This is a genomic window from Streptomyces sp. H39-C1, assembly GCF_027158125.1.
Classification (GTDB): Bacteria; Actinomycetota; Actinomycetes; order Streptomycetales; family Streptomycetaceae; genus Actinacidiphila; species Actinacidiphila fildesensis.
Map to the genome: position 1 here is coordinate 110036 of NZ_JAPVLS010000018.1, position 18885 is coordinate 128920.

Consider the following 18885-nt stretch of genomic DNA (forward strand, 5'->3'; position numbering starts at 1 on the left):
ATAGCGCGCATGAGACACGGATGTCTCACATTAAATCCGCAGAACGGCAGAGGCCGGGCCGTCACGGCCCGGCGCTCCGCCCGGTGTCAGCGTTCGGCCAGCGCCCAGGCCAGCTGTACGGCCACGTCCTGCTTGACCTCGGCCAGCTGCTCGGCCACCCGGACCGGCGCCGTGCCGCCCCGCCCGTCGCGGGAGGCGAGCGCGCCCTTGACGTTGAGGACGGTGCGGACCTCGGGCGTCAGATGGGGTGAGATCTTGGCGAACTGTTCGTCCGTCAGCTCGTCCAGCTCGATGCCGCCGGCCTCGCAGACCTTGACGCACTCCCCCGCGACCTCGTGCGCGACCCGGAACGGAACGCCCTGCTTGACCAGCCATTCGGCGATGTCGGTGGCGAGGGAGAAGCCGGCCGGTGCCAGTTCCTCCATCCGCGCGGCATTGACCGTGAGGGTGGCCATCATCCCGGTGAAGGCGGGCAGCAGGACCTCGAGGGTGTCGCAGGAGTCGAAGACCGGCTCCTTGTCCTCCTGCAGATCGCGGTTGTACGCGAGCGGCAGGGCCTTCAGCGTCGCCAGCAGACCGGTCAGATTGCCGATGAGCCGGCCCGACTTGCCGCGCGCCAGCTCGGCGATGTCCGGGTTCTTCTTCTGCGGCATGATCGACGAGCCGGTGGAGAAGGCGTCGTGGAGGGCGACGAAGGAGAACTCCTTCGTGTTCCAGATGATGATCTCCTCGGCGATCCTCGACAGGTCGATCCCGATCATCGCGGTGATGAACGCGAACTCCGCGACGAAGTCGCGCGAGGCCGTGCCGTCGATGGAGTTGGCGACCGAACCGCGCTCGAAGCCGAGTTCGGCGGCGACCGCCACCGGGTCGAGGCCGAGCGAGGAGCCCGCGAGCGCGCCGGAGCCGTACGGCGAGACGGCTGTCCGGTCGTCCCACTGCCGCAGCCGCTCGGCGTCCCGGCTCAGCGCCTGCACATGCGCCAGGACGTGGTGGGCGAAGAGCACCGGCTGGGCGTGCTGCAGATGCGTACGTCCCGGCATGGCGACGTCCGCGTGCGTCTCGGCGAGACCGACCAGCGCCTCCTGCAGCTCGGCGATCAGCCCGCCGATGATCCGCGCGTGGTCGCGCAGGTACATCCGGAAGAGGGTGGCGATCTGGTCGTTGCGGGACCGGCCGGCCCGCAGCTTGCCGCCCAGGTCCGGGCCGATCCGCTCCAGCAGACCGCGCTCCAGCGCGGTGTGCACGTCCTCGTCGGCGATGGTGCCGGTGATGGTGCCCGCCTCGACATCCACCGCCAGCTGGTCGAGCCCGGCCAGCATCCGCCCCAGCTCGTCATCGGTGAGCAGCCCGGCCTTGTGCAGGGCGCGGGCGTGGGCGCGGGAGCCGGCGATGTCGTAAGGGGCCAGCCGCCAGTCGAAGTGGACCGACGCCGAAAGCTTGGCCAGGGCCTCCGCCGGGCCGTCCGCGAACCGGCCGCCCCAGAGCCTGACATCGCCGTTGCTGCTCACCGCTGCTCCTCGAAAGTGTCGCGTGGACCGTCGCCTGGTGACGACCGCACTGACTGGCATAAGTATGCATTGCACTGCATGATTCGTCAAAAAGGCCTTCCGGCGCGTTCCGGCGCCCCGGGAACGCCGAAGGGCCCCCGGGAACGGGGGCCCTTCCAGACGGCTTCGGCGACACGATCCGGGTCGTACGGCGCCGGCTCAGTTCTGCCGGTGGTCGCCCGCCGCCAGCCGGAGGAGGTGGTCGGCCAGCGCCTGGCCGCCCGCCGCGTCGCGGCTGATCAGCATGAGGGTGTCGTCGCCCGCGATGGTGCCCAGGATGTCGTGCACCTCGGCCTGGTCGATCGCGGAGGCCAGGAACTGGGCCGCGCCCGGCGGGGTGCGCAGCACGACCAGGTTGGCGGACGCCTCCGCCGAGATGAGCAGCTCGCCGGCGAGCCGGGCCATCCGCTCCTCCTTGACCGACTCCCCCAACGGCGCCTGCGGGGTGCGGAAGCCGCCCTCGGACGGCACCGCGTAGATCAGCTCGCCGCCGGAGTTGCGGATCTTGACCGCGCCCAGCTCGTCCAGGTCCCGCGAGAGCGTCGCCTGCGTAACGCTCAGCCCGTCGTCGGAGAGCATCTTCGCCAGCTGGCTCTGCGACCGCACCGGCTGCCGGTTGAGGATGTCCACGATCCGCCGGTGGCGTGCGGTGCGGGTCTGCGGTACGGCCTGGCCGTGCTGCGCCTCGGTCATCGTCGCCCTTCTCCGGATCGTTGGTCCCTGTGTACCGCGTCGAGGACGGCGGGCAGCGCCTGGAGGAACACCTCCACCTCGTCGTCACCGAGGATCAGCGGAGGAGCGAGCCGTACCGTGTCGGGCACAGCGGCGTTCACCAGGAGTCCGGCGTCCTGAGCCGCCTGCTGCACCTGCGGTGCGAGCGGCTCCGTGAGAACGATACCCAGCAGGAGCCCCGCACCGCGCACATGATCGACCAGCGGGTGCCCGAGCGCCTCGATCCCGTGCCGCAGCCGGTCGCCCTGCCGCTTGACGTTGTCGAGGATCCCGTCGGCCGCGATGGTGTCCAGTACGGCGAGCGCGGCGGCGCAGGAGACCGGGTTCCCGCCGAAGGTGGTGCCGTGCTGACCCGGCGTCAGCAGGTCGGCAGCGGTGCCGAAGGCGATCGTGGCCCCGATCGGCAGACCGCCGCCGAGCCCCTTGGCGAGGGTGACGACATCGGGCTCGACGCCGTGCGCCTGGTGCTCGAACCAGTGGCCAGTCCGGCCGATGCCGGTCTGTACCTCGTCCAGGACCAGCAGGGTGCCGGTGGCGGAGGTGATCTCCCGCGCCGCCTTCAGATAGCCGGCGGGCGGCACGACGACGCCGTTCTCCCCCTGGATGGGCTCGATGACCACCAGCGCGGTGTCGGTGGTGACGGCGGCGCGCAGTGCGTCCGCGTCCCCGAACGGCACATGGGTGACATCACCGGGCAGCGGGTGGAACGCCTCCTGCTTCTTCGGCTGGCCGGTGAGCGCGAGGGCGCCCATCGTCCGGCCGTGGAAGGCGCCGGAGGTGGCGACCATGTGAGTGCGGCCGGTCAGCCGGCCGATCTTGAAAGCGGCTTCCACCGCCTCCGCACCGGAGTTGGAGAAGAAGACCCGGCCTGCCCGGCCGAAGAGTTCCAGCAGCCGTTCCGCGACCGCCACCGGGGGCTCGGCGATGAAGAGGTTCGACACATGGCCGAGCGTGCCGATCTGCTCGGAGACCGCCCGGACCACGGCCGGGTGGCCGGTGCCGAGGGAGTTGACCGCGATACCGCCGACGAAGTCGAGATAGACCTTCCCGTCGGCGTCCCAGAACTTCGCGCCCTCGCCGCGGACCAGCGGGACGCGCGGCGTCCCGTAGTTGTCCATCAGCGAGCCCTGCCACCGCCGCGTCAGTTCCTCGTTGCTCATGACCCGTCCCCCTGCGCGTCCGGCACGATCATCGTGCCGATGCCGTCGTCCGTGAATACTTCGAGGAGCATCGAGTGGGGCACCCGGCCGTCGATGATCCGTGCGCTGCCGACGCCGTGCCGCACCGCGTGCAGACAGCCTTCCATCTTGGGCACCATGCCGCTGGCCAGCGAGGGCAGCAGCTTCTCCAGCTCGCTCGCGGTGAGCTGGCTGATCACGTCCTCGCTGGACGGCCAGTCGGCGTACAGCCCCTCGACGTCGGTGAGGACCACGAGCACCTCGGCGTCCAGCGCCGAGGCGAGCGCGGCGGCGGCGGTGTCCGCGTTGATGTTGTAGACATGGCCGTCCTCGCCGCGGGCGATGGACGAGACGACCGGGATCCGGCCGTCGTCCAGCAGCGCCTGGATGGCGCCCGGGTCGACATGGGTGATCTCGCCGACGAAGCCGATGTCCACCTGCTCCCCGTCGACGACCGCGTGCCGCTTGACGGCGGTCATGGTGTGCGCGTCCTCGCCGGTCATCCCGACGGCGAACGGGCCGTGCTCGTTGAGCAGTCCGACCAGCTGCCGCTGGACCTGTCCGGCGAGCACCATCCGGACGACGTCCATCGTCTCGGGGGTGGTCACCCGCAGTCCCGCGGTGAAGGACGACGTGATGCCGAGCCGGTCGAGCTGCGCGCTGATCTGCGGGCCGCCGCCGTGCACGACGACGGGCCTGAGGCCGGCATGCCGCAGGAAGACGACGTCCTGGGCGAAGGCCGCCTTCAGCTCCTCGTCGACCATGGCGTTGCCGCCGAACTTGATGACGACGGTCTTGCCGTTGAAGCGGGTGAGCCACGGCAGCGCCTCGATGAGGATGCGGGCCTTGGGGAGCGCGGTGTGGTTGCGCGCGGTGGGGTTGGTCATGAGCTGTACGCGCTGTTCTCGTGCACGTAGTCCGCCGTCAGGTCGTTGGTCCAGATGGTGGCGGCGGCGCTGCCCGCGCTGAGGTCGGCGGTGATGACGACCTCGCGGTACCGCATGTCGACCAGGTCGCGGTCCTCGCCGACCGAGCCGTCCTTGCAGACCCAGACGCCGTTGATGGCCACGTTCAACCGGTTCGGCTCGAAGGCGGCGGCGGTCGTGCCGATCGCGGACAGCACCCGGCCCCAGTTGGGGTCCTCGCCGTGGATTGCGCACTTGAGGAGGTTGTTGCGGGCGATGGAGCGGCCCACCTCGACGGCGTCGTCCTCGGTCGCGGCGTTGATCACCTCGACCTTGATGTCCTTGGACGCGCCCTCGGCGTCACCGATCAGCTGACGGGCCAGGTCGGCGCACACCTGCTCGACGGCGGCGGCGAAGTCGTCGTAGGCGGGGACGGTGCCGGAGGCGCCGGAGGCGAGCAGCAGCACGGTGTCGTTGGTCGACATGCAGCCGTCGGAGTCGGCCCGGTCGAAGGTGGTGCGGGTGGCGGCGCGCAGCGCGGTGTCGAGGGTGCCGGCGTCCAGGTCGGCATCCGTCGTGAGCACGACCAGCATGGTGGCCAGTCCCGGTGCGAGCATGCCCGCGCCCTTGGCCATCCCGCCGACGGTCCAGCCGTCCTTCTCGACGACGGCCGTCTTGTGCACCGAGTCGGTGGTCTTGATCGCGATGGCGGCCTTCTCGCCGCCGTGCGCGGAGAGTTCGGCCGCCGCCTTGGTGATGCCGGGCAGCAGCTTGTCCATCGGCAGCCGCAGCCCGATCAGACCGGTCGAGGCGACCGCGATCTCGCCCGCGTTCTGTCCGAGGACCTCCGCGGCCCGCTCGGCGGTCGCGTGCGTGTCCTGGAAGCCGAGCGGTCCCGTGCAGGCGTTCGCGCCACCGGAGTTGAGGACGACGGCGGACACCAGCCCGCCCTTGACGACCTGCTCGGACCAGACGACGGGCGCGGCCTTCACACGGTTGGAGGTGAAGACACCCGCGGCGGCCAGGCGCGGCCCGTTGTTGACCACGAGGGCCAGGTCGGGGTTGCCGCTGTCCTTGATCCCGGCGGCGATCCCCGCGGCCGTGAATCCCTGTGCTGCCGTGACGCTCACGGTGCCACTCCTGTCGTGGAAAGTCCCATGTCCTCGGGAAGTCCGAGGGCCACGTTCATGCTCTGTACCGCGCCGCCCGCGGTGCCCTTCGTCAGGTTGTCGATCGCGCTGATGGCGATGATGCGGCCGGCCGCCTCGTCGTACGCGACCTGCAGCTGTACGGCGTTGGAGCCGAGCACCGCGCCGGTCGACGGCCACTGCCCCTCGGGCAGCAGGTACACGAACGGCTCGTCCGCGAAGGCCTTCTCGTACACGGCGCGGACCGCTTCGGCGGTGACTCCCGCCTTCGCCCGCGCACTGCAGGTGGCGAGGATGCCGCGCGGCATGGGTACGAGGGTCGGGGTGAACGAGACGCCGACCGGCTCCCCGGCCACGGCCGACAGGTTCTGGATCATCTCGGGGGTGTGCCGGTGCACGCCCCCGACGCCGTACGGGGTGACGGATCCCATGATCTCGCTGCCGAGCAGGTGCGGCTTGAGGGCCTTGCCCGCGCCGGACGTGCCGGAAGCGGCGACGATCACGGCCTCGGGCTCGGCGAGCCCGGCCGCGTACGCCGGGAAGAGCGCCAGCGAGACGCTGGTCGGGAAGCAGCCGGGCACCGCGATGCGCTTCGAGCCCTGCAGCGCGACCCGCGCCCCGGGCAGCTCGGGCAGCCCGTACGGCCAGGTCCCGGCGTGCGGGGAGCCGTAGAACTTCTCCCAGTCCGCGGCATCGCTCAGCCGGAAGTCGGCACCGCAGTCGACGATCAGCACACCGTCGCCGAGCTGTTCGGCGACCGCCGCGGACTGCCCGTGCGGCAGCGCGAGAAAGACCACGTCGTGCCCGGCCAGCACCTCGGCCGACGTCGGCTCCAGTACGCGTCCGGCCAGCGGCAGCAGATGCGGCTGCAGTGCGCCCAGTCGCTGTCCCGCATTGGAGTTGCCGGTGAGCGCACCGATCTCGATCTCCGGGTGCCCGAGGAGCAGCCGCAGGATCTCACCTCCCGCGTAACCACTCGCCCCTGCCACCGCTGCCCGCAAAGCCATCGAACCCTCCTCGTCGATGGCATGACTATACGGTCCACCGAAGCTTTATGCAAAGATCTCGGCCGAGGGCCGGCTCACCGGTGCGACCGGCGCTTCGGTCGGCCGTTCAGCGCCTCAGGCGGCCTTTCAGCGCTTCGGTCGGCGCGGAGCCTGTCGACGTCACGCCCCCCGTACCCTCTTTCCGTGCCAGCCTCTCGCCTGTACCGCGTCGCCGTCCTTGTGCTGCAGGGTGCGAAGCCACTCGATGTCGGCATTCCCGCGCAGGTTTTCACGACCCGCGCGAGCATGCCGTACGAGGTGCGGGTGTGCGGGGCGGCGCCCGGTCTCGTGAACGGTGGCGACGGCCTGTCCTACCACGTGGCCCACGGCCTCGACGCGCTGGAGTGGGCCGACATCGTCTTCGTCCCCGGTTACCGGTTGCCGGACCGCGACGACCCGCCGCAGGCCGTCGTCGACGCGCTGATCGCCGCACACGACCGGGGTGCGCGGCTCGCCGCCATCTCGACCGGCGCCTTCGCGCTCGCCGCCACGGGCCTGCTCGACGGCAAGCGCGCCACGACGCACTGGCACTACACGCGGGCGCTGGCGGCGAGGCATCCCCTCGTGCGGCTCGACGAGAACGTTCTGTTCGTCGACGAGGGCAGCGTCCTGACGTCGGCCGGCGCGGCCTCCGGCATCGACCTCTGCCTGCACATCCTGCGCGGCGACCTCGGGGTGGCCGCGTCGAACCATGCGGCCCGGCGCCTGGTCGCGGCTCCCTACCGCAGCGGCGGGCAGGCGCAGTACGTGCCGCGCAGCGTGCCCGAGCTGCTCGGCGAGCGGTTCGCGGCCACCCGCGAGTGGGCCCTTCTCCGGCTCGGCGAGCCCCTCAACCTTGAGGTGCTCGCCCGGCATGCGGCGGTGTCGCCGCGCACGTTCTCGCGGCGCTTCGTCGAGGACACGGGATACACACCGATGCAGTGGGTCATGCGGGCCCGCATCGACGTGGCCCGTGAGCTGCTCGAGCGTTCGGAGCGGAGCGTCGAGCAGATCGCCGCCGACGTCGGTCTCGGCACCGGCGCCAATCTGCGGCGGCACTTCCAGAGCATCCTGGACACGACGCCGAGCGAGTACCGGCGCACCTTCACCCGGGGCGAGTAGGTTCACCCGGGGCGAGTAGGCCGCCACCGCGTGGCGCGATCCTTTCGAACCATGGCGATCACGCCGCTGCCACCGGCCGACGGTGCGCGAGAACCTGGTGGTGAACCGAAGGGACACCACTCATGACTCGCATCGCCATCAACGGATTCGGCCGCATCGGGCGCAATGCGCTGCGCGTGCTGCTCGAGCGCGACAGCACCCTCGAGGTCGTCGCCGTCAACGACCTCACGGAGCCGGCCACCCTCGCGCGGCTGCTCGCCTACGACACGACGGCCGGCCGGCTCGGCCGCCCGGTCACCGTCGACGGGGACGCCCTCGTCGTGGACGGCCGTCGCATCACGGTCCTCGCCGAGCGCGAACCGGCGCAGCTGCCGTGGGCCGAGCTGGGCGTCGACATCGTGCTCGAGGCGACCGGCCGCTTCACCTCGGCCAAGGCCGCCCGTGCCCACCTCGACGCGGGCGCGCGGAAGGTGCTCGTCAGTGCGCCGTCGGACGGCGCCGATGTCACGCTCGCGTTCGGGGTCAACACCGACGCGTACGACCCGGCCCTGCACACGATCATCTCGAACGCCTCGTGCACGACCAACGCGCTCGCACCGCTCGCCGCGGTGCTCGACGAGCTCGCCGGCATCGAGCACGGCTTCATGACGACGGTGCACGCCTATACGCAGGAGCAGAACCTGCAGGACGGCCCGCACCGGGACGCCCGCCGGGCCCGCGCCGCCGCGGTGAACATCGTGCCGACCACGACGGGCGCCGCCAAGGCGATCGGCCTCGTGCTGCCGAACCTCGAGGGCAAGCTGTCGGGCGACTCGATCCGGGTGCCCGTTCCGGTGGGATCGATCGTCGAACTCAACACGACCGTCGCCCGCGACGTGACGCGCGACGACGTGCTGGCGGCGTACCGCACCGCCGCGGAGGGGCCGCTCGCCGGCATCCTCGAGTACTCGGAGGACCCGCTCGTGTCGTCGGACATCACGGGCAACCCCGCCTCGTCGATCTTCGACTCGGCCCTCACCCGCGTCGACGGCCGGCACATCAAGGTGGCCGCCTGGTACGACAACGAGTGGGGCTTCTCGAACCGCGTGATCGACACGCTGGAGCTGCTCGCCGGCCGCTGACCGGACGCCGGGGCACCCCGCCTCCGGCCGCCGCGCCGCCCAACGCTTCCTGTGGGCGCTCCAGTCGGCCGGTCGGGCCAACTGGAGCGCCCGGTCCGGCGATAGCCTGGGCCGCATGGACGAGCTCGACGGAGTGGAGATCATCGCCTTCGCGGACGCCGGGGCGTTCGAGGGCTGGCTGGCCGGGCACTTCACCCGCCAAGAGGGCGTGTGGATCAGGATGGCCAAGAAGAACTCCGGCATCCCGAGCGTCACCTCCGACGAGCTGGTCGACATCGGGCTCTGCTACGGCTGGATCTCCGGGCAGCGGCGCTCCCAGGACGAGCGGCACTACCTGCAGAAGTACGTGCCGCGCCGGCCCAGGAGCCTGTGGTCGCGGGTGAACGTGGAGAAGGTCGAGATGCTGACCGCCGCGGGGCGGATGCGCGAACCCGGGCTGGCCGAGGTGTTCAAGGCGCAGGAGGACGGGCGGTGGGCCGCGGCCTACGCGTCGCAGCGGACGGCGGCCGTGCCGCCCGACCTCGCGGCCGCGCTCGACGCGAACCCCGCGGCGGGAAAGGCGTTCGAGGCGCTCGACAGGACCGGGCGCTATCTGACGATCCTGCCGTTGCTCCAGGCGCTCACGCCGGAGAGCAGGCAAGCCCGGCTCGAGAAGGCCCTGCAACTGCTGATGAACGGCGAGACCCCCGGATAGCGGCGTCGGCACGGTCTCCCGCCCGGCGGGCGTCCCCCGTGGCGGTCACCGCGACCGGCCTGCTCGTGGGCTCGCCCCTGCCCGGTCTGCACACCGTGCCCGACGGCCCGGGCTGGGTGCTCGCCCGGCTGGCCTGGCTGCCGGTGTTCGCCGTGGCGCTGCTGGTCTGCCGGGCCGCGTTCCGCCCCTATGAACAGGGGCGGCCGAGAACGGGCGGCCGGGTCGTACGCAAGGGGCGCCCGGCCCGGCCGGCGGCACCGCGGACCTGGCTCCAGCTCCGGCCGGCTACGGACGGCCGGGCAGGGCGGCTCCCTCGCACAGTGATCCGTCCCCACGCGCGCTTCGCGCCGGCCGGCGGGTCATGCCGACGCCGACGAGGACCACGGCCATGCCCGCGACGGTCCTGAGGCTGACGTCCTCGTGGAGCACGATCGCGCCCAGCGCCACCGAGACCACCGGCAGCAGGTATCCGACCGTGGCGGCGTTGGTGGCGCCCTCGTCCGCGATGAGCCGGTAGGTGAGGTGGAAGGTGATCCCGGTGGCGAAGATCCCCAGGACGACGACGGCCAACAGGGCTGCGGGGCCGGGGTGTACGGGCGCCAGGCCGCCGATCGGCAGGGTCAGCGCGCTGAGTCCCGTCGCGGCGAGGAGCTGGGACGCGGAGAGCGCGATGGTGGCGGTGCCCTTCCCGACGAGATGGCGCCCCATGTAGGCGAACGCGACGGAGTAGCTCGCCGCCGCCCCGAGGATGGCGGCGGAACCCCAGCTGACGAGTCCGTTCCGTCCCCACGGGGCGAAGATCAGCAGCGTGCCCGCGAATCCGAGGAGGAGTCCGCCCAGGCGGGCGGGGTGGAGCCGGCGTTCCGTGCCGATGGTGAGGCCGATCAGCAGGGACCAGAGCGGGGTGGTCGCGTTCAGGACGCCGGCCACGCCGGAGTCGACCGTCTGCTCCCCGACGCTGAACAACGCGAACGGCAGGGCGTTGCAGAAGAAGGCGGCCACGACGACATGGCCCCAGGTCGCGCCGTCGCGGGGCAGGTGGCGGCGCGACGAGAAGCACAGGACGAGCAGCACCAGGGCGCCCAACGCGCAGCGGGTGAACGTCACTTGAGCGGGCGACAGGCCGTCCAGGGCCAACTTGATCCACAGGAACGTCGATCCCCACAGCAGGGCGAGGACGCCCATCCGCACCAACGCCATCGGGCCGGACCCACCACTGCCGTTCTTGCTCACGTGCTGTCTCCCTGTTCGGTCTTCCGTCTCCGGTGATCACCGTGCCCCGAGTCGATACGACAGGACAAGAGAAAAGAGTTGCATGCACCATTAAGCTCTCCTACATGCTCGATGTGAGACGGATGCAGGTGCTGCGGGCGGTCGTCACCAGTGGTTCGGTGACCGCGGCGGCGGCGAATCTGGGGTACACCCCCTCCGCCGTCAGCCAGCAGGTGGCGGCGCTGGAGAAGCAGGCCGGGACGGCGCTGCTCGAACGCTTCGGCCGGGGCGTACGGCCGACGGCGGCCGGACTGCTGCTCACCGAGCACGCGGCCGTGATCAGCAGGAACGTCGCGGAGGCGGAGACGGCTCTGGCCGACCTCCGGGCCGGCCGGACCGGGCAGCTGTCGGTCCGCTACATCGCCACGGCGGGCGCGACGCTGGTCGCGCCCGCGCTGGCGCGGCTGCGTGACGAACATCCGGGGGTACGGATCGACCTCAAGCTCGTCGACCCCGAGGATCCCCTGCCCGAGGTGCAACAGGGCCGGGCCGATCTGGCGATCGTGGTGCATCCACGCGACCGGCCCAGCGCGGGCATCCGTCTCGTGCACCTGCTCGACGACCCCTACCGCGCCGTACTGCCCAAGGGGCACCGGCTCGCGGCGAAGAAGGTGCTGGATCTGACCGACCTCGCCGACGAGCCCTGGGTCGGCAACGAATGGCCCGCGGGCCCCTGCCTCGAGACCGTCGTCGACGCCTGTGCCGCGGCCGGCTTCAGCCCGGACTTCGTGGTCGAGAGCGAGGACTACGCCACGGCCCAGGGATTCATCGCGGCCGGCCTCGGAGTCGGTCTGATGCCGACGCTCGGACTGGGGAACCGCCATCATCCCGGCATCGTCGTGCGCAGGGTCCGCGGACCGGAGCCGGTCCGGGCGATCTACGCCGCGGTACGCGAGACCTCGCCGGCCCAGCCCGCCCTGCTGGGCCTGATCGACGCCCTCCGGGACGCGGCGGCCCGCTGAGCCGCCGCGTCAGGCCGTGATCAGCGTTTCACCGCTCGCAGGATGACGAACTTCGGGTCGCTCGCGACGACTTCGCAGTTGCCGAAGAGCCGGCGCAGCTTCACGTGGTAGCCGAGATGCCGGTTGCCGATCACCCACAACTCGCCCCCGGCGCGCAGCGCTTCGCGGGATCCGGTGAACATGTTCCAGGCCGTCGTGTCGGTCGTCGCCTGGTGGCTGTGGAACGGCGGGTTGTTCAGCACCAGGTCCACCGAGCCGGCGGGGACGGACGACAGGCCGTCGTCGACCAGGAACTGGGCCTTGGCGTCCGGTCCGGTGTTGGCCCGGAAGGTCGCCTCGGCCGACGCCACCGCGGAGAAGGACTCGTCGATGAACGTCACGTGGGCGCCGGGGTTGGCCAGCGCCGCGGCCGTTCCGACCACGCCGTTGCCGCAGCCCAGGTCGACGACGCGCTCGGGGCCGTCGCGCTGCGGGAGGTTCCGGAGGAAGAACCGGGTGCCGATGTCGAGGCGTTCGGCGCAGAAGATGCCCGCGTGGTTGGTGACGGCCAGGCCGGAGGCCGCGCCGACGTCGCCGGGCAGCTGGTACGTACGCGGCCACGGGCTGTCGGTGCGGACGAGCGCGGGGTCCGGCGTACTGAAGATGAGGCGGGCCTTCTTCGCGGCCAGCGACGTCCTGGTGGGACCGATGAGCTCTTCGAAGAGGGTGAGCGTCGAGGTGTGGATCTCGGTGACCATGCCCGTGCCGACGACGACGGTGCCCGCGTGCAGCCGCGGTGCGAGCCGGTGCAGTTGGTCCTCCAGGAGCGCGAGGCTCTTGGGCACCCGGACCAGCAGGACGTCGATGCGGTCCGGGACCGGGTCCATGGCCGAAAGCAGCCGTACCGTGCCGGGCTCGGCCCCGCTGCGCGCCAGGTTCGCCCGGGTCGCCTGCTGGGCGAGGAAGGAGTCGGTGATCTGTACGGGGCGGTGCGCGGCGAGCGAGGTGACCAGCGCGCCGGACGGCGGCGTCCCAGGCACGGAGCCTGTCGCGGGGGTCCTCGGGGAAGCGGGTGAGGTCGTACGCACCCGATGACGTCGTCAAACGGTTCATTGTGCCCTCAGGCTAGCCGAGTCCCCCGGACGTCCGGGCCACGCCGCCGGGCGGGCACCGGACGGGCACCGGACGGCGGGACGGGCGGGCACCGGACGGCGGGACGGGCGGCGGGACGGGCGGTGGACCGGGGCGGACCACTACGGCTCCGGGACGCTGTCCGTGGTGAAGGTCCACGACAGCAAGGCGGTGGCCTCGTCGGTGTCCGCCCCGGTGGAGCGGTAGGTGGCCAGGGCGGCCGGGTTGTCGCGGTCGGTGAGCACCCACATCCCGTAGCAGCCGCGCTCGCGGGCGAGCGCGGCCAGCCCGGTGACCAGTGCGCGTCCGATGCCGCGCCGCCGGTGCCCCTCGGCCACCCCGAGCTCGTAGAGGAACATCTCGGTCCCCTTGTCCGGGTGGGTCATCTCCACCCCGGTGACGAACCCGGCCGGCTCCGCTCCCCGGTAGGCCACCAGCAGGTGATGGCCCGGCTCGGCGAGGAACCGGGCCGCCCACTCCGGACGGGCCGGCCCGTCGAAGAGGGTCTCCGCGTCGATCACGTCCGCCGCCCGCGTCACCCGCCGGATGTCCAGCACCTTCGCCTCCCGGTGTACGGAACCACGTTGTCCCAGCACGGTTGTGCCCGACGCGTACCCGCGCCCGTTCACCGTACCCAGCGGTTCCGGCCTTAGGTCGTGTGCTGCGAGATGCGGAAGCTGCTTCCAGCGGTCGGTGGGAAGCGCGGCCTCGGCGCTGAGGCGGCCACCTGCCCGGGTGCGGAAGCGCTGGGCGGCCTGCGCCAGGTCCTCGTCCGCGAGTTCGGGGAACTCCGTGAGGAGCCGAGCACCGCGCTCGCCACCGGCAGTTCGGCGGCGTCGGTCGCGAGACGGACGTCCTTGGCCGCGAGCGCCACGGAGAAGTGCGCCTCCCGCGCGAACGCCGCCCTGGAAGGGCAGACAGGCGCCCCGCTCTTCGACCGGCTGCCGCGGATCGGTTTCGTCGCGGCCGAGTGGATCGCGAAGCAGGGCTTCGTCGCGGCGGGACTCGGCGTCACGCTCGTCCCGGCGCTGGCCGCCGCCTCGGTGCGGGCCGACATCGCCCTTGTGGCCCTGCATCCCGACGACGTCCCGGGCCGCGCCGTCCACGCCGCCACCGCGCGCGGCCTGTCACCGTCCCCGGCGGTCGGCGTGTTCCTCGGGCTGCTCGACGAGGCCGTCGCCGGACTGCTCGCCGGCCTCGAAGCCGGCACCGGGTGAGGGGTTCACAACGGGCAACGGGCCCCCGGACATGGAGCAGGGCCCGAGAGCGTGTCCAGCTCCCGGGCCCCTGTTGATGCCGCCCATATGCACACGCCGGCGCGAGTGGGTACGGGTCAGTTTTACGTCGTCTTGTTCTGCCATTGAACTACCGCCGCAGGAAGGAAGCGGCGGACCGGATTCGAACCGGCACCTGACGACCAAGCCCGAACCCGGTGGATCCGGCGATCGGCGGCGAATGCTGAGTCTGGAGCAAGAGTCTGAGATTGATCGCGGTCTGCCTCTGCCAGTTGGGCTACCCCGGCCGGTAGTGCCGGGAGAGGGACTCGAACCCCCACTGGAACCACGTCGTCACGACAAGCTTCAGGCTGAGCTTTGCGCTCCTGGCGCACCCTCCGCACATAGGCGGAGGGGGTCTGTTGGGGTGTGGCCGGCTACGGGCCGAGAAGGTAGCCGAGTACGGCGTCCCCGACCCGCTGGTCGGTGACTTCCGCGCTGTTGGCCTCCTCGCGGGCGAACTTGACCGCGTTCTGCAGCTTCTCCACCCGCTCGAGCAGCTCGTTGACGCGCCGGGCCGGAAGGGCGCCGGAGAACTTGACGGTCGTCCAGTAACCGACCGGCACGTCCTCGTAGTACACGTCGACCTGGGCGGGGTGCTTCTCCGTCGCCTCGGCCTTGACGTGGTTGCGCGGCACCTTCTTCGTACGGATGGTGCGTACCGGCTCGGTCTTCCACGCGTCGCTCGACGGGTCGAGGTTCCACGACTCCGAGGCGTCGAGCACCGGCAGCTTGCGGATGAAGGTGTGCAGGTCCACCAGCTGCTTCTCCAGGAACAGCAGGTACGACACCGGCACTTCCCGCACCAGCGGGCGGCCGTCGACCGTCACGTCGGCGCGGGCCTCGCAGTTCGCCCAGTCCTTGGTGGCGGTGACGTCGAAGAGCCGGGTGAGGGTGACCGCGGTCGTCCGCAGTACGTCCTCGGCCTTGATCTGGACCCGGGTCGACTCGGGGGGCAGCTGTTCGCCCTCCTCGTCCTTCGGCTGATAGGTCCGGGAGAGCCCGGAGAGCAGAACGGGCTTCTGCAGGTCGTGATGGGAAGCGGTCAGTTCCTGTTGGGACTTGGACTTGACGCCCTTCTCGACCGCGATGATCTGATTGAGTTTCGCCACAGGAGGACGCTAACAGGCCCGAACCCCTTGATCGAACGAATATCCGCCGGAAGGCCCGCGGCAACCGCCGTGCACAGGAGCGGTCTTGGCGGACCACGGGCCCCGGTGGCTCAGTGCGGCGGCTCAGTGCGGCGGGTGCGCGCAGCCGCCGTAGTGGTCGGCCACGACGCGGGTCATCGCTCCGAGCGGGTCGGACGCCACCTGGGTCGACGAGAAGAAGACGTTGCCGCGCACCTGCGGGAAGTCGCGGTCGAAGGTGAGATGGCGGGAGAGCTCGGCGGGGTCCTGCCAGGCCGCGGGCTGGCCGGCGACACCCACCTTGTACAGCGCCTCGCCCACGTACAGGTCGACGTCCGTTCCGGAGACCACATCCGCCCACCAGGGGACGAGCTTGGCGTAGTCGGCGGCCGGGAACCCGATGTTCCAGTACACCTGGGGAACGATGTAGTCGATCCACCCCTTCTTCACCCACCCGCGGGTGTCGGCGTGCAGGTTGTCGTAGGTCTGGACGCCCGCTGTGGTGTCGGAGCCGAGCGGGTCGGTCGCCCGGTTGCGCCACACCCCGAAGGGGCTGATCCCGAAGCGGGTGTGCGGCCGGATCCGCTTGATCCGGACGGCCGTCTCACGCACCAGCCGGTCGGTGTTGTCGCGCCGCCAGGCCGCCCGGTCGGGGAACCCGGAACCGAAGGCGGCGTACGCGGCATCGTCGTCGAAGACCTGCCCCGCCACCGGGTACGGATAGAAGTAGTCGTCCCAGTGCACCGCGTCGACCGGATAGCGCCGCACGGCGTCGAGCATCGCGTCCTGGACGAACCGCCGCACCTCCGGCAGCCCCGGGTTGTAGTACAGCTTCCCGCCGTACGGGACGACCCACTCGGGGTGCAGCCGGGCCGGGTGGGTCGGAGTGAGCAGGTTCGGGTCGGTGTTGTTGGCGATGCGGTACGGGTTGAACCAGGCGTGCAGTTCCAGACCGCGCCGGTGCGCCTCGCGCACGGCCGTGCCGAGCGGGTCCCAGCCGGGGTCCTGGCCCTGGGTCCCGCTGAGGTACTGCGACCACGGCTCGTACGGCGACGCCCACAGCGCGTCCGCGGTGGGCCGGACCTGGAGGATCACCGCGTTGAGCCGGCGCTCGACGGCGGTGTCCAGCAGATCGAGCAGTTCCCGCCGCTGCTCCGCCGCCGGCAGGCCGGGTGCGGAGGGCCAGTCCGTGTTGGCGACGGTCGCGATCCACATACCGCGGAACTGGCGCGCGGGCCGCTCCCGTTCCGTGGTCCCGGCCCTGGCGGCCGCCGCCGCGGGTGTCCCGGTGGCGGCCGCCAGGGCCACCGCGCCCACGGTGCCGATGGCGCCCACGGCGAAGGTCCTGCGAGTGATGTGCCCCATCCGTGCCCCCTGATCGTCGGGTGCTGTCCCGCTGATGATGGTGCGGCCGGGGGGCTGGAGCAATCCTCCGCACCGGCGGAGTAACGTCGGAGCGGGCGGGCCCGCTACCGCGTGGTGCGCCCGCTTATTCCTGTACCACAGCGAAAGGCTTACGAGTGAGCGACATCCAGCGCGTCGGAGTGGTGGGGGCCGGGCAGATGGGCTCCGGTATCGCGGAGGTCTGCGCCCGCGCCGGACTGGACGTCCGGGTCGCGGAGACCACCGGCGAGGCCCTGGAGCTCGGCCGTACCCGTCTGACGAACTCCCTCGGGAAGGCCGCGGAACGCGGCAAGATCACCGAGGAGGAGCGGGACGCGACACTCGCCCGTCTGAGCTTCACCACCGACCTCGGCGAATTCGCCGACCGTGACCTCGTGATCGAGGCCGTGGTCGAGAACGAGCAGGTCAAGACCGAGATCTTCCAGGTCCTCGACCAGGTGGTGACCCGGCCGGACGCGATCCTGGCCTCCAACACCTCGTCCATCCCCCTGGTGAAGCTCGCGGTGGCCACCTCGCGTCCCGAGTACGTGCTCGGGATCCACTTCTTCAACCCGGCCCCGGTGCAGAAGCTCGTCGAGCTGATTCCGGCCCTCACCACCGCGGACGACACCCTCAAGCGCACCGAGAGCCTCGTCACCGACGTCCTCGGCAAGCACGCGATCCGCGCCCAGGACCGCTCCGGATTCGTGGTGAACGCGCTGCTGGTCCCGTATCTCCTGTCGGCGATCCGGATGTTCGAGTCCGGAATCGCCAATCGCGAGGACATCGACAACGGTATGGAAATGGGCTGCGCGCACCCGATGGGCCCGCTCAAGCTTTCCGACCTCATCGGTCTGGACACCATTGCCGCCATCGCGGATTCGATGTACCACGAATTCAAGGAGCCGCTGTACGCCGCTCCCCCGCTGCTCCAGCGCATGGTCGACGCGGGCCGGCTGGGCCGTAAGACCGGGGCCGGTTTCTACCAGTACTGACCGCATTGATGAACCAGTGAAAAAGCCGGCCCGCCGTTCCGACGGCGGGCCGGTCCGTCATCCGTGGGCGTTCTCGTAGGCGCTGACGACTTCCTCGGTGGGGCCGTCCATGAGGAGCTCGCCCTTCTCCAGCCACAGCACCCGGTCACAGGTGTCACGGATCGACTTGTTGTTGTGGCTGACCAGGAAGACCGTGCCCGCTTCCTTGCGCAGTTCGCGGATGCGGGCCTCGGAGCGGCGCTGGAAAGAACGGTCGCCGGTGGCCAGCGCCTCATCGATCATCAGCACGTCATGGTTCTTGGCCGCCGCGATCGAGAACCGCAGCCGGGCCGCCATGCCCGAGGAATACGTCCGCATCGGCAACGAGATGAAATCGTCCTTCTCGTTGATTCCCGAGAACTCCACGATTCCCTGGTACCGCTCGCGGATCTCCTCCTGCGACATCCCCATCGCCAGACCGCCGAGCACGACGTTCCGCTCGCCGGACAGGTCGTTCATCAGCGCGGCGTTGACCCCCAGCAGCGAGGGCTGGCCGTCGGTGTAGACCCGGCCGCTCTCCGGCGGCAGCAGACCCGCGATCGCCCGCAGCATCGTCGACTTGCCCGACCCGTTCGACCCGATGAGACCGATGGCCTCACCCCGGTACGCGGTGAAACTCACCCCGCGCACGGCATGGACCCGCCGGACGTTGGGCGACGACTTACGGGACACCAGGCGCCCGAGGGCGGCCGTCGCGCTGCCCTTGCTGTTCCCGGCGCCGTGCACCCGGTAGACGATGTGCACATCGTCCACGATGACGGTCGGGATACGGGACCGGGCCGGAGCCTGAACGGCGGTGCTGCCGGCGGCGCTCCGGTCGGTGTCGGTGCCGGTGGCGCTCTTCTCGATCTCCACTGTCTCAGCCACGGCCGTACTTCTCCTCAGCCTTCCAGAAATACACGTACCCGCCGACACCCACCACGACCGCCCAGCCCACCGCCACCGCCCACACGTGCGGCGGCATCTCCTCGGCGGTCACGCTGTCGATCAGCGCGAAGCGCATCAGGTCGATGTACACCGCGATGGGATTCACATCGAGCAGGATCTTCACGAAATACGGTGCCGTCTTCGTGAAATTGCTGATGCTGTACATCACGCCGGAGGTGTACATCCACGTCCGCAGGATGAACGGCATCAGCTGCGCGAGGTCCGTCATCTTGCTGCCCAGCCGGGCCACCGCCAGCGCCAGGCCGGCATTGAAGATCGACTGGATGAACAGCGCCGGAATCGCCAGCAACCACGACC

General features: G+C 70.9%; 18 protein-coding genes and 2 pseudogenes. 7 read left to right on the forward strand and 13 right to left on the reverse strand.

The window, feature by feature from the left end; genetic code table 11:
• Positions 1-86: 86 nt before the first annotated feature.
• The 6 genes from argH to argC all read right to left on the reverse strand — a co-directional run bounded on the left by argH (position 87) and on the right by argC (position 6520).
• Positions 87-1511 (reverse strand): argininosuccinate lyase, encoded by a 1425-nt coding sequence (gene argH / locus O3W51_RS14955; protein ID WP_138352686.1) that lies wholly within the window; start codon positions 1509-1511, stop codon positions 87-89.
• 198 nt (positions 1512-1709) lie between these two features.
• The gene (locus O3W51_RS14960; RefSeq protein WP_138352687.1) at positions 1710-2243 is read right to left on the reverse strand and encodes an arginine repressor; all 534 of its coding nucleotides are present in this window, start codon (positions 2241-2243) and stop codon (positions 1710-1712) included.
• Positions 2240-3442: an acetylornithine transaminase gene (locus O3W51_RS14965; RefSeq protein ID WP_138352688.1), complete on the reverse strand. Its 1203-nt coding sequence runs from the start codon at positions 3440-3442 to the stop codon at positions 2240-2242. The genes O3W51_RS14960 and O3W51_RS14965 overlap by 4 nt, the downstream gene beginning before the upstream one ends.
• Positions 3439-4347, reverse strand: coding sequence for an acetylglutamate kinase (gene argB, locus O3W51_RS14970; RefSeq protein ID WP_138352689.1), 909 nt, complete (start codon positions 4345-4347; stop codon positions 3439-3441). Before argB ends, O3W51_RS14965 begins: the two co-directional genes overlap by 4 nt.
• Complete coding sequence (gene argJ / locus O3W51_RS14975) at positions 4344-5495, reverse strand: bifunctional glutamate N-acetyltransferase/amino-acid acetyltransferase ArgJ (protein ID WP_138352690.1); 1152 nt, start codon at positions 5493-5495, stop codon at positions 4344-4346. Before argJ ends, argB begins: the two co-directional genes overlap by 4 nt.
• Positions 5492-6520: an N-acetyl-gamma-glutamyl-phosphate reductase gene (gene argC / locus O3W51_RS14980; protein WP_138352691.1), complete on the reverse strand. Its 1029-nt coding sequence runs from the start codon at positions 6518-6520 to the stop codon at positions 5492-5494. The genes argJ and argC overlap by 4 nt, the downstream gene beginning before the upstream one ends.
• 183 nt (positions 6521-6703) lie before the next feature.
• On the opposite strand from argC, the gene O3W51_RS14985 reads away from it, so the two are divergent.
• From O3W51_RS14985 to O3W51_RS15000, 4 genes and pseudogenes are all read left to right on the forward strand, one after another.
• Entirely contained in the window at positions 6704-7660 is a 957-nt protein-coding gene (locus O3W51_RS14985) for a GlxA family transcriptional regulator (protein ID WP_138352713.1), read from the forward strand.
• A 122-nt stretch (positions 7661-7782) separates the two neighbouring features.
• Positions 7783-8781 carry a type I glyceraldehyde-3-phosphate dehydrogenase gene (gene gap / locus O3W51_RS14990; protein ID WP_198359270.1) on the forward strand — a complete coding sequence of 333 codons (999 nt, stop codon included), beginning with the start codon at positions 7783-7785 and terminating at the stop codon, positions 8779-8781.
• A gap of 115 nt (positions 8782-8896) precedes the next feature.
• Positions 8897-9475: a YdeI/OmpD-associated family protein gene (locus tag O3W51_RS14995; protein ID WP_198359271.1), complete on the forward strand. Its 579-nt coding sequence runs from the start codon at positions 8897-8899 to the stop codon at positions 9473-9475.
• Positions 9476-9513: 38 nt separating this feature from the next.
• A pseudogene (locus tag O3W51_RS15000) lies at positions 9514-9738 on the forward strand (acyltransferase family protein); the annotation flags it as partial.
• A gap of 22 nt (positions 9739-9760) precedes the next feature.
• On the opposite strand, the gene O3W51_RS15005 reads toward O3W51_RS15000, so the two are convergent.
• Positions 9761-10660, reverse strand: a complete 900-nt coding sequence (locus tag O3W51_RS15005) for a DMT family transporter (protein WP_198359275.1) — start codon at positions 10658-10660, stop codon at positions 9761-9763.
• A gap of 152 nt (positions 10661-10812) precedes the next feature.
• Here O3W51_RS15005 and O3W51_RS15010 point away from each other — a divergent pair, with 152 nt between their 5' ends.
• Positions 10813-11709 (forward strand): LysR family transcriptional regulator, encoded by an 897-nt coding sequence (locus O3W51_RS15010; RefSeq protein ID WP_198359272.1) that lies wholly within the window; start codon positions 10813-10815, stop codon positions 11707-11709.
• Positions 11710-11729: 20 nt separating this feature from the next.
• Here the strand turns inward: O3W51_RS15010 and O3W51_RS15015 are convergent.
• Positions 11730-12801, reverse strand: a pseudogene (locus O3W51_RS15015) (methyltransferase).
• Positions 12802-12941: 140 nt separating this feature from the next.
• Positions 12942-13373, reverse strand: a complete 432-nt coding sequence (locus O3W51_RS15020; RefSeq protein WP_138352729.1) for a GNAT family N-acetyltransferase — start codon at positions 13371-13373, stop codon at positions 12942-12944.
• A gap of 114 nt (positions 13374-13487) precedes the next feature.
• Here O3W51_RS15020 and O3W51_RS48470 point away from each other — a divergent pair, with 114 nt between their 5' ends.
• Complete coding sequence (locus O3W51_RS48470; RefSeq protein WP_331284071.1) at positions 13488-14036, forward strand: LysR substrate-binding domain-containing protein; 549 nt, start codon at positions 13488-13490, stop codon at positions 14034-14036.
• A gap of 434 nt (positions 14037-14470) precedes the next feature.
• On the opposite strand, the gene O3W51_RS15030 is transcribed toward O3W51_RS48470, so the two are convergent.
• Both O3W51_RS15030 and O3W51_RS15035 read right to left on the reverse strand, forming a co-directional pair.
• Positions 14471-15205, reverse strand: a complete 735-nt coding sequence (locus O3W51_RS15030) for a DUF7873 family protein (RefSeq protein ID WP_138352719.1) — start codon at positions 15203-15205, stop codon at positions 14471-14473.
• A gap of 123 nt (positions 15206-15328) precedes the next feature.
• Positions 15329-16588, reverse strand: a complete 1260-nt coding sequence (locus tag O3W51_RS15035; RefSeq protein ID WP_138352720.1) for a glycoside hydrolase family 10 protein — start codon at positions 16586-16588, stop codon at positions 15329-15331.
• Between the two features lie 155 nt (positions 16589-16743).
• On the opposite strand from O3W51_RS15035, the gene O3W51_RS15040 reads away from it, so the two are divergent.
• The gene (locus tag O3W51_RS15040) at positions 16744-17601 is read left to right on the forward strand and encodes a 3-hydroxybutyryl-CoA dehydrogenase (RefSeq protein ID WP_138352721.1); all 858 of its coding nucleotides are present in this window, start codon (positions 16744-16746) and stop codon (positions 17599-17601) included.
• A gap of 57 nt (positions 17602-17658) precedes the next feature.
• On the opposite strand, the gene O3W51_RS15045 is transcribed toward O3W51_RS15040, so the two are convergent.
• Entirely contained in the window at positions 17659-18408 is a 750-nt protein-coding gene (locus O3W51_RS15045; RefSeq protein ID WP_138352730.1) for an ABC transporter ATP-binding protein, read from the reverse strand.
• A gap of 91 nt (positions 18409-18499) precedes the next feature.
• A partial coding sequence (locus O3W51_RS15050; RefSeq protein WP_269286130.1) for an ABC transporter permease occupies positions 18500-18885 on the reverse strand: 386 nt, incomplete at its 5' end.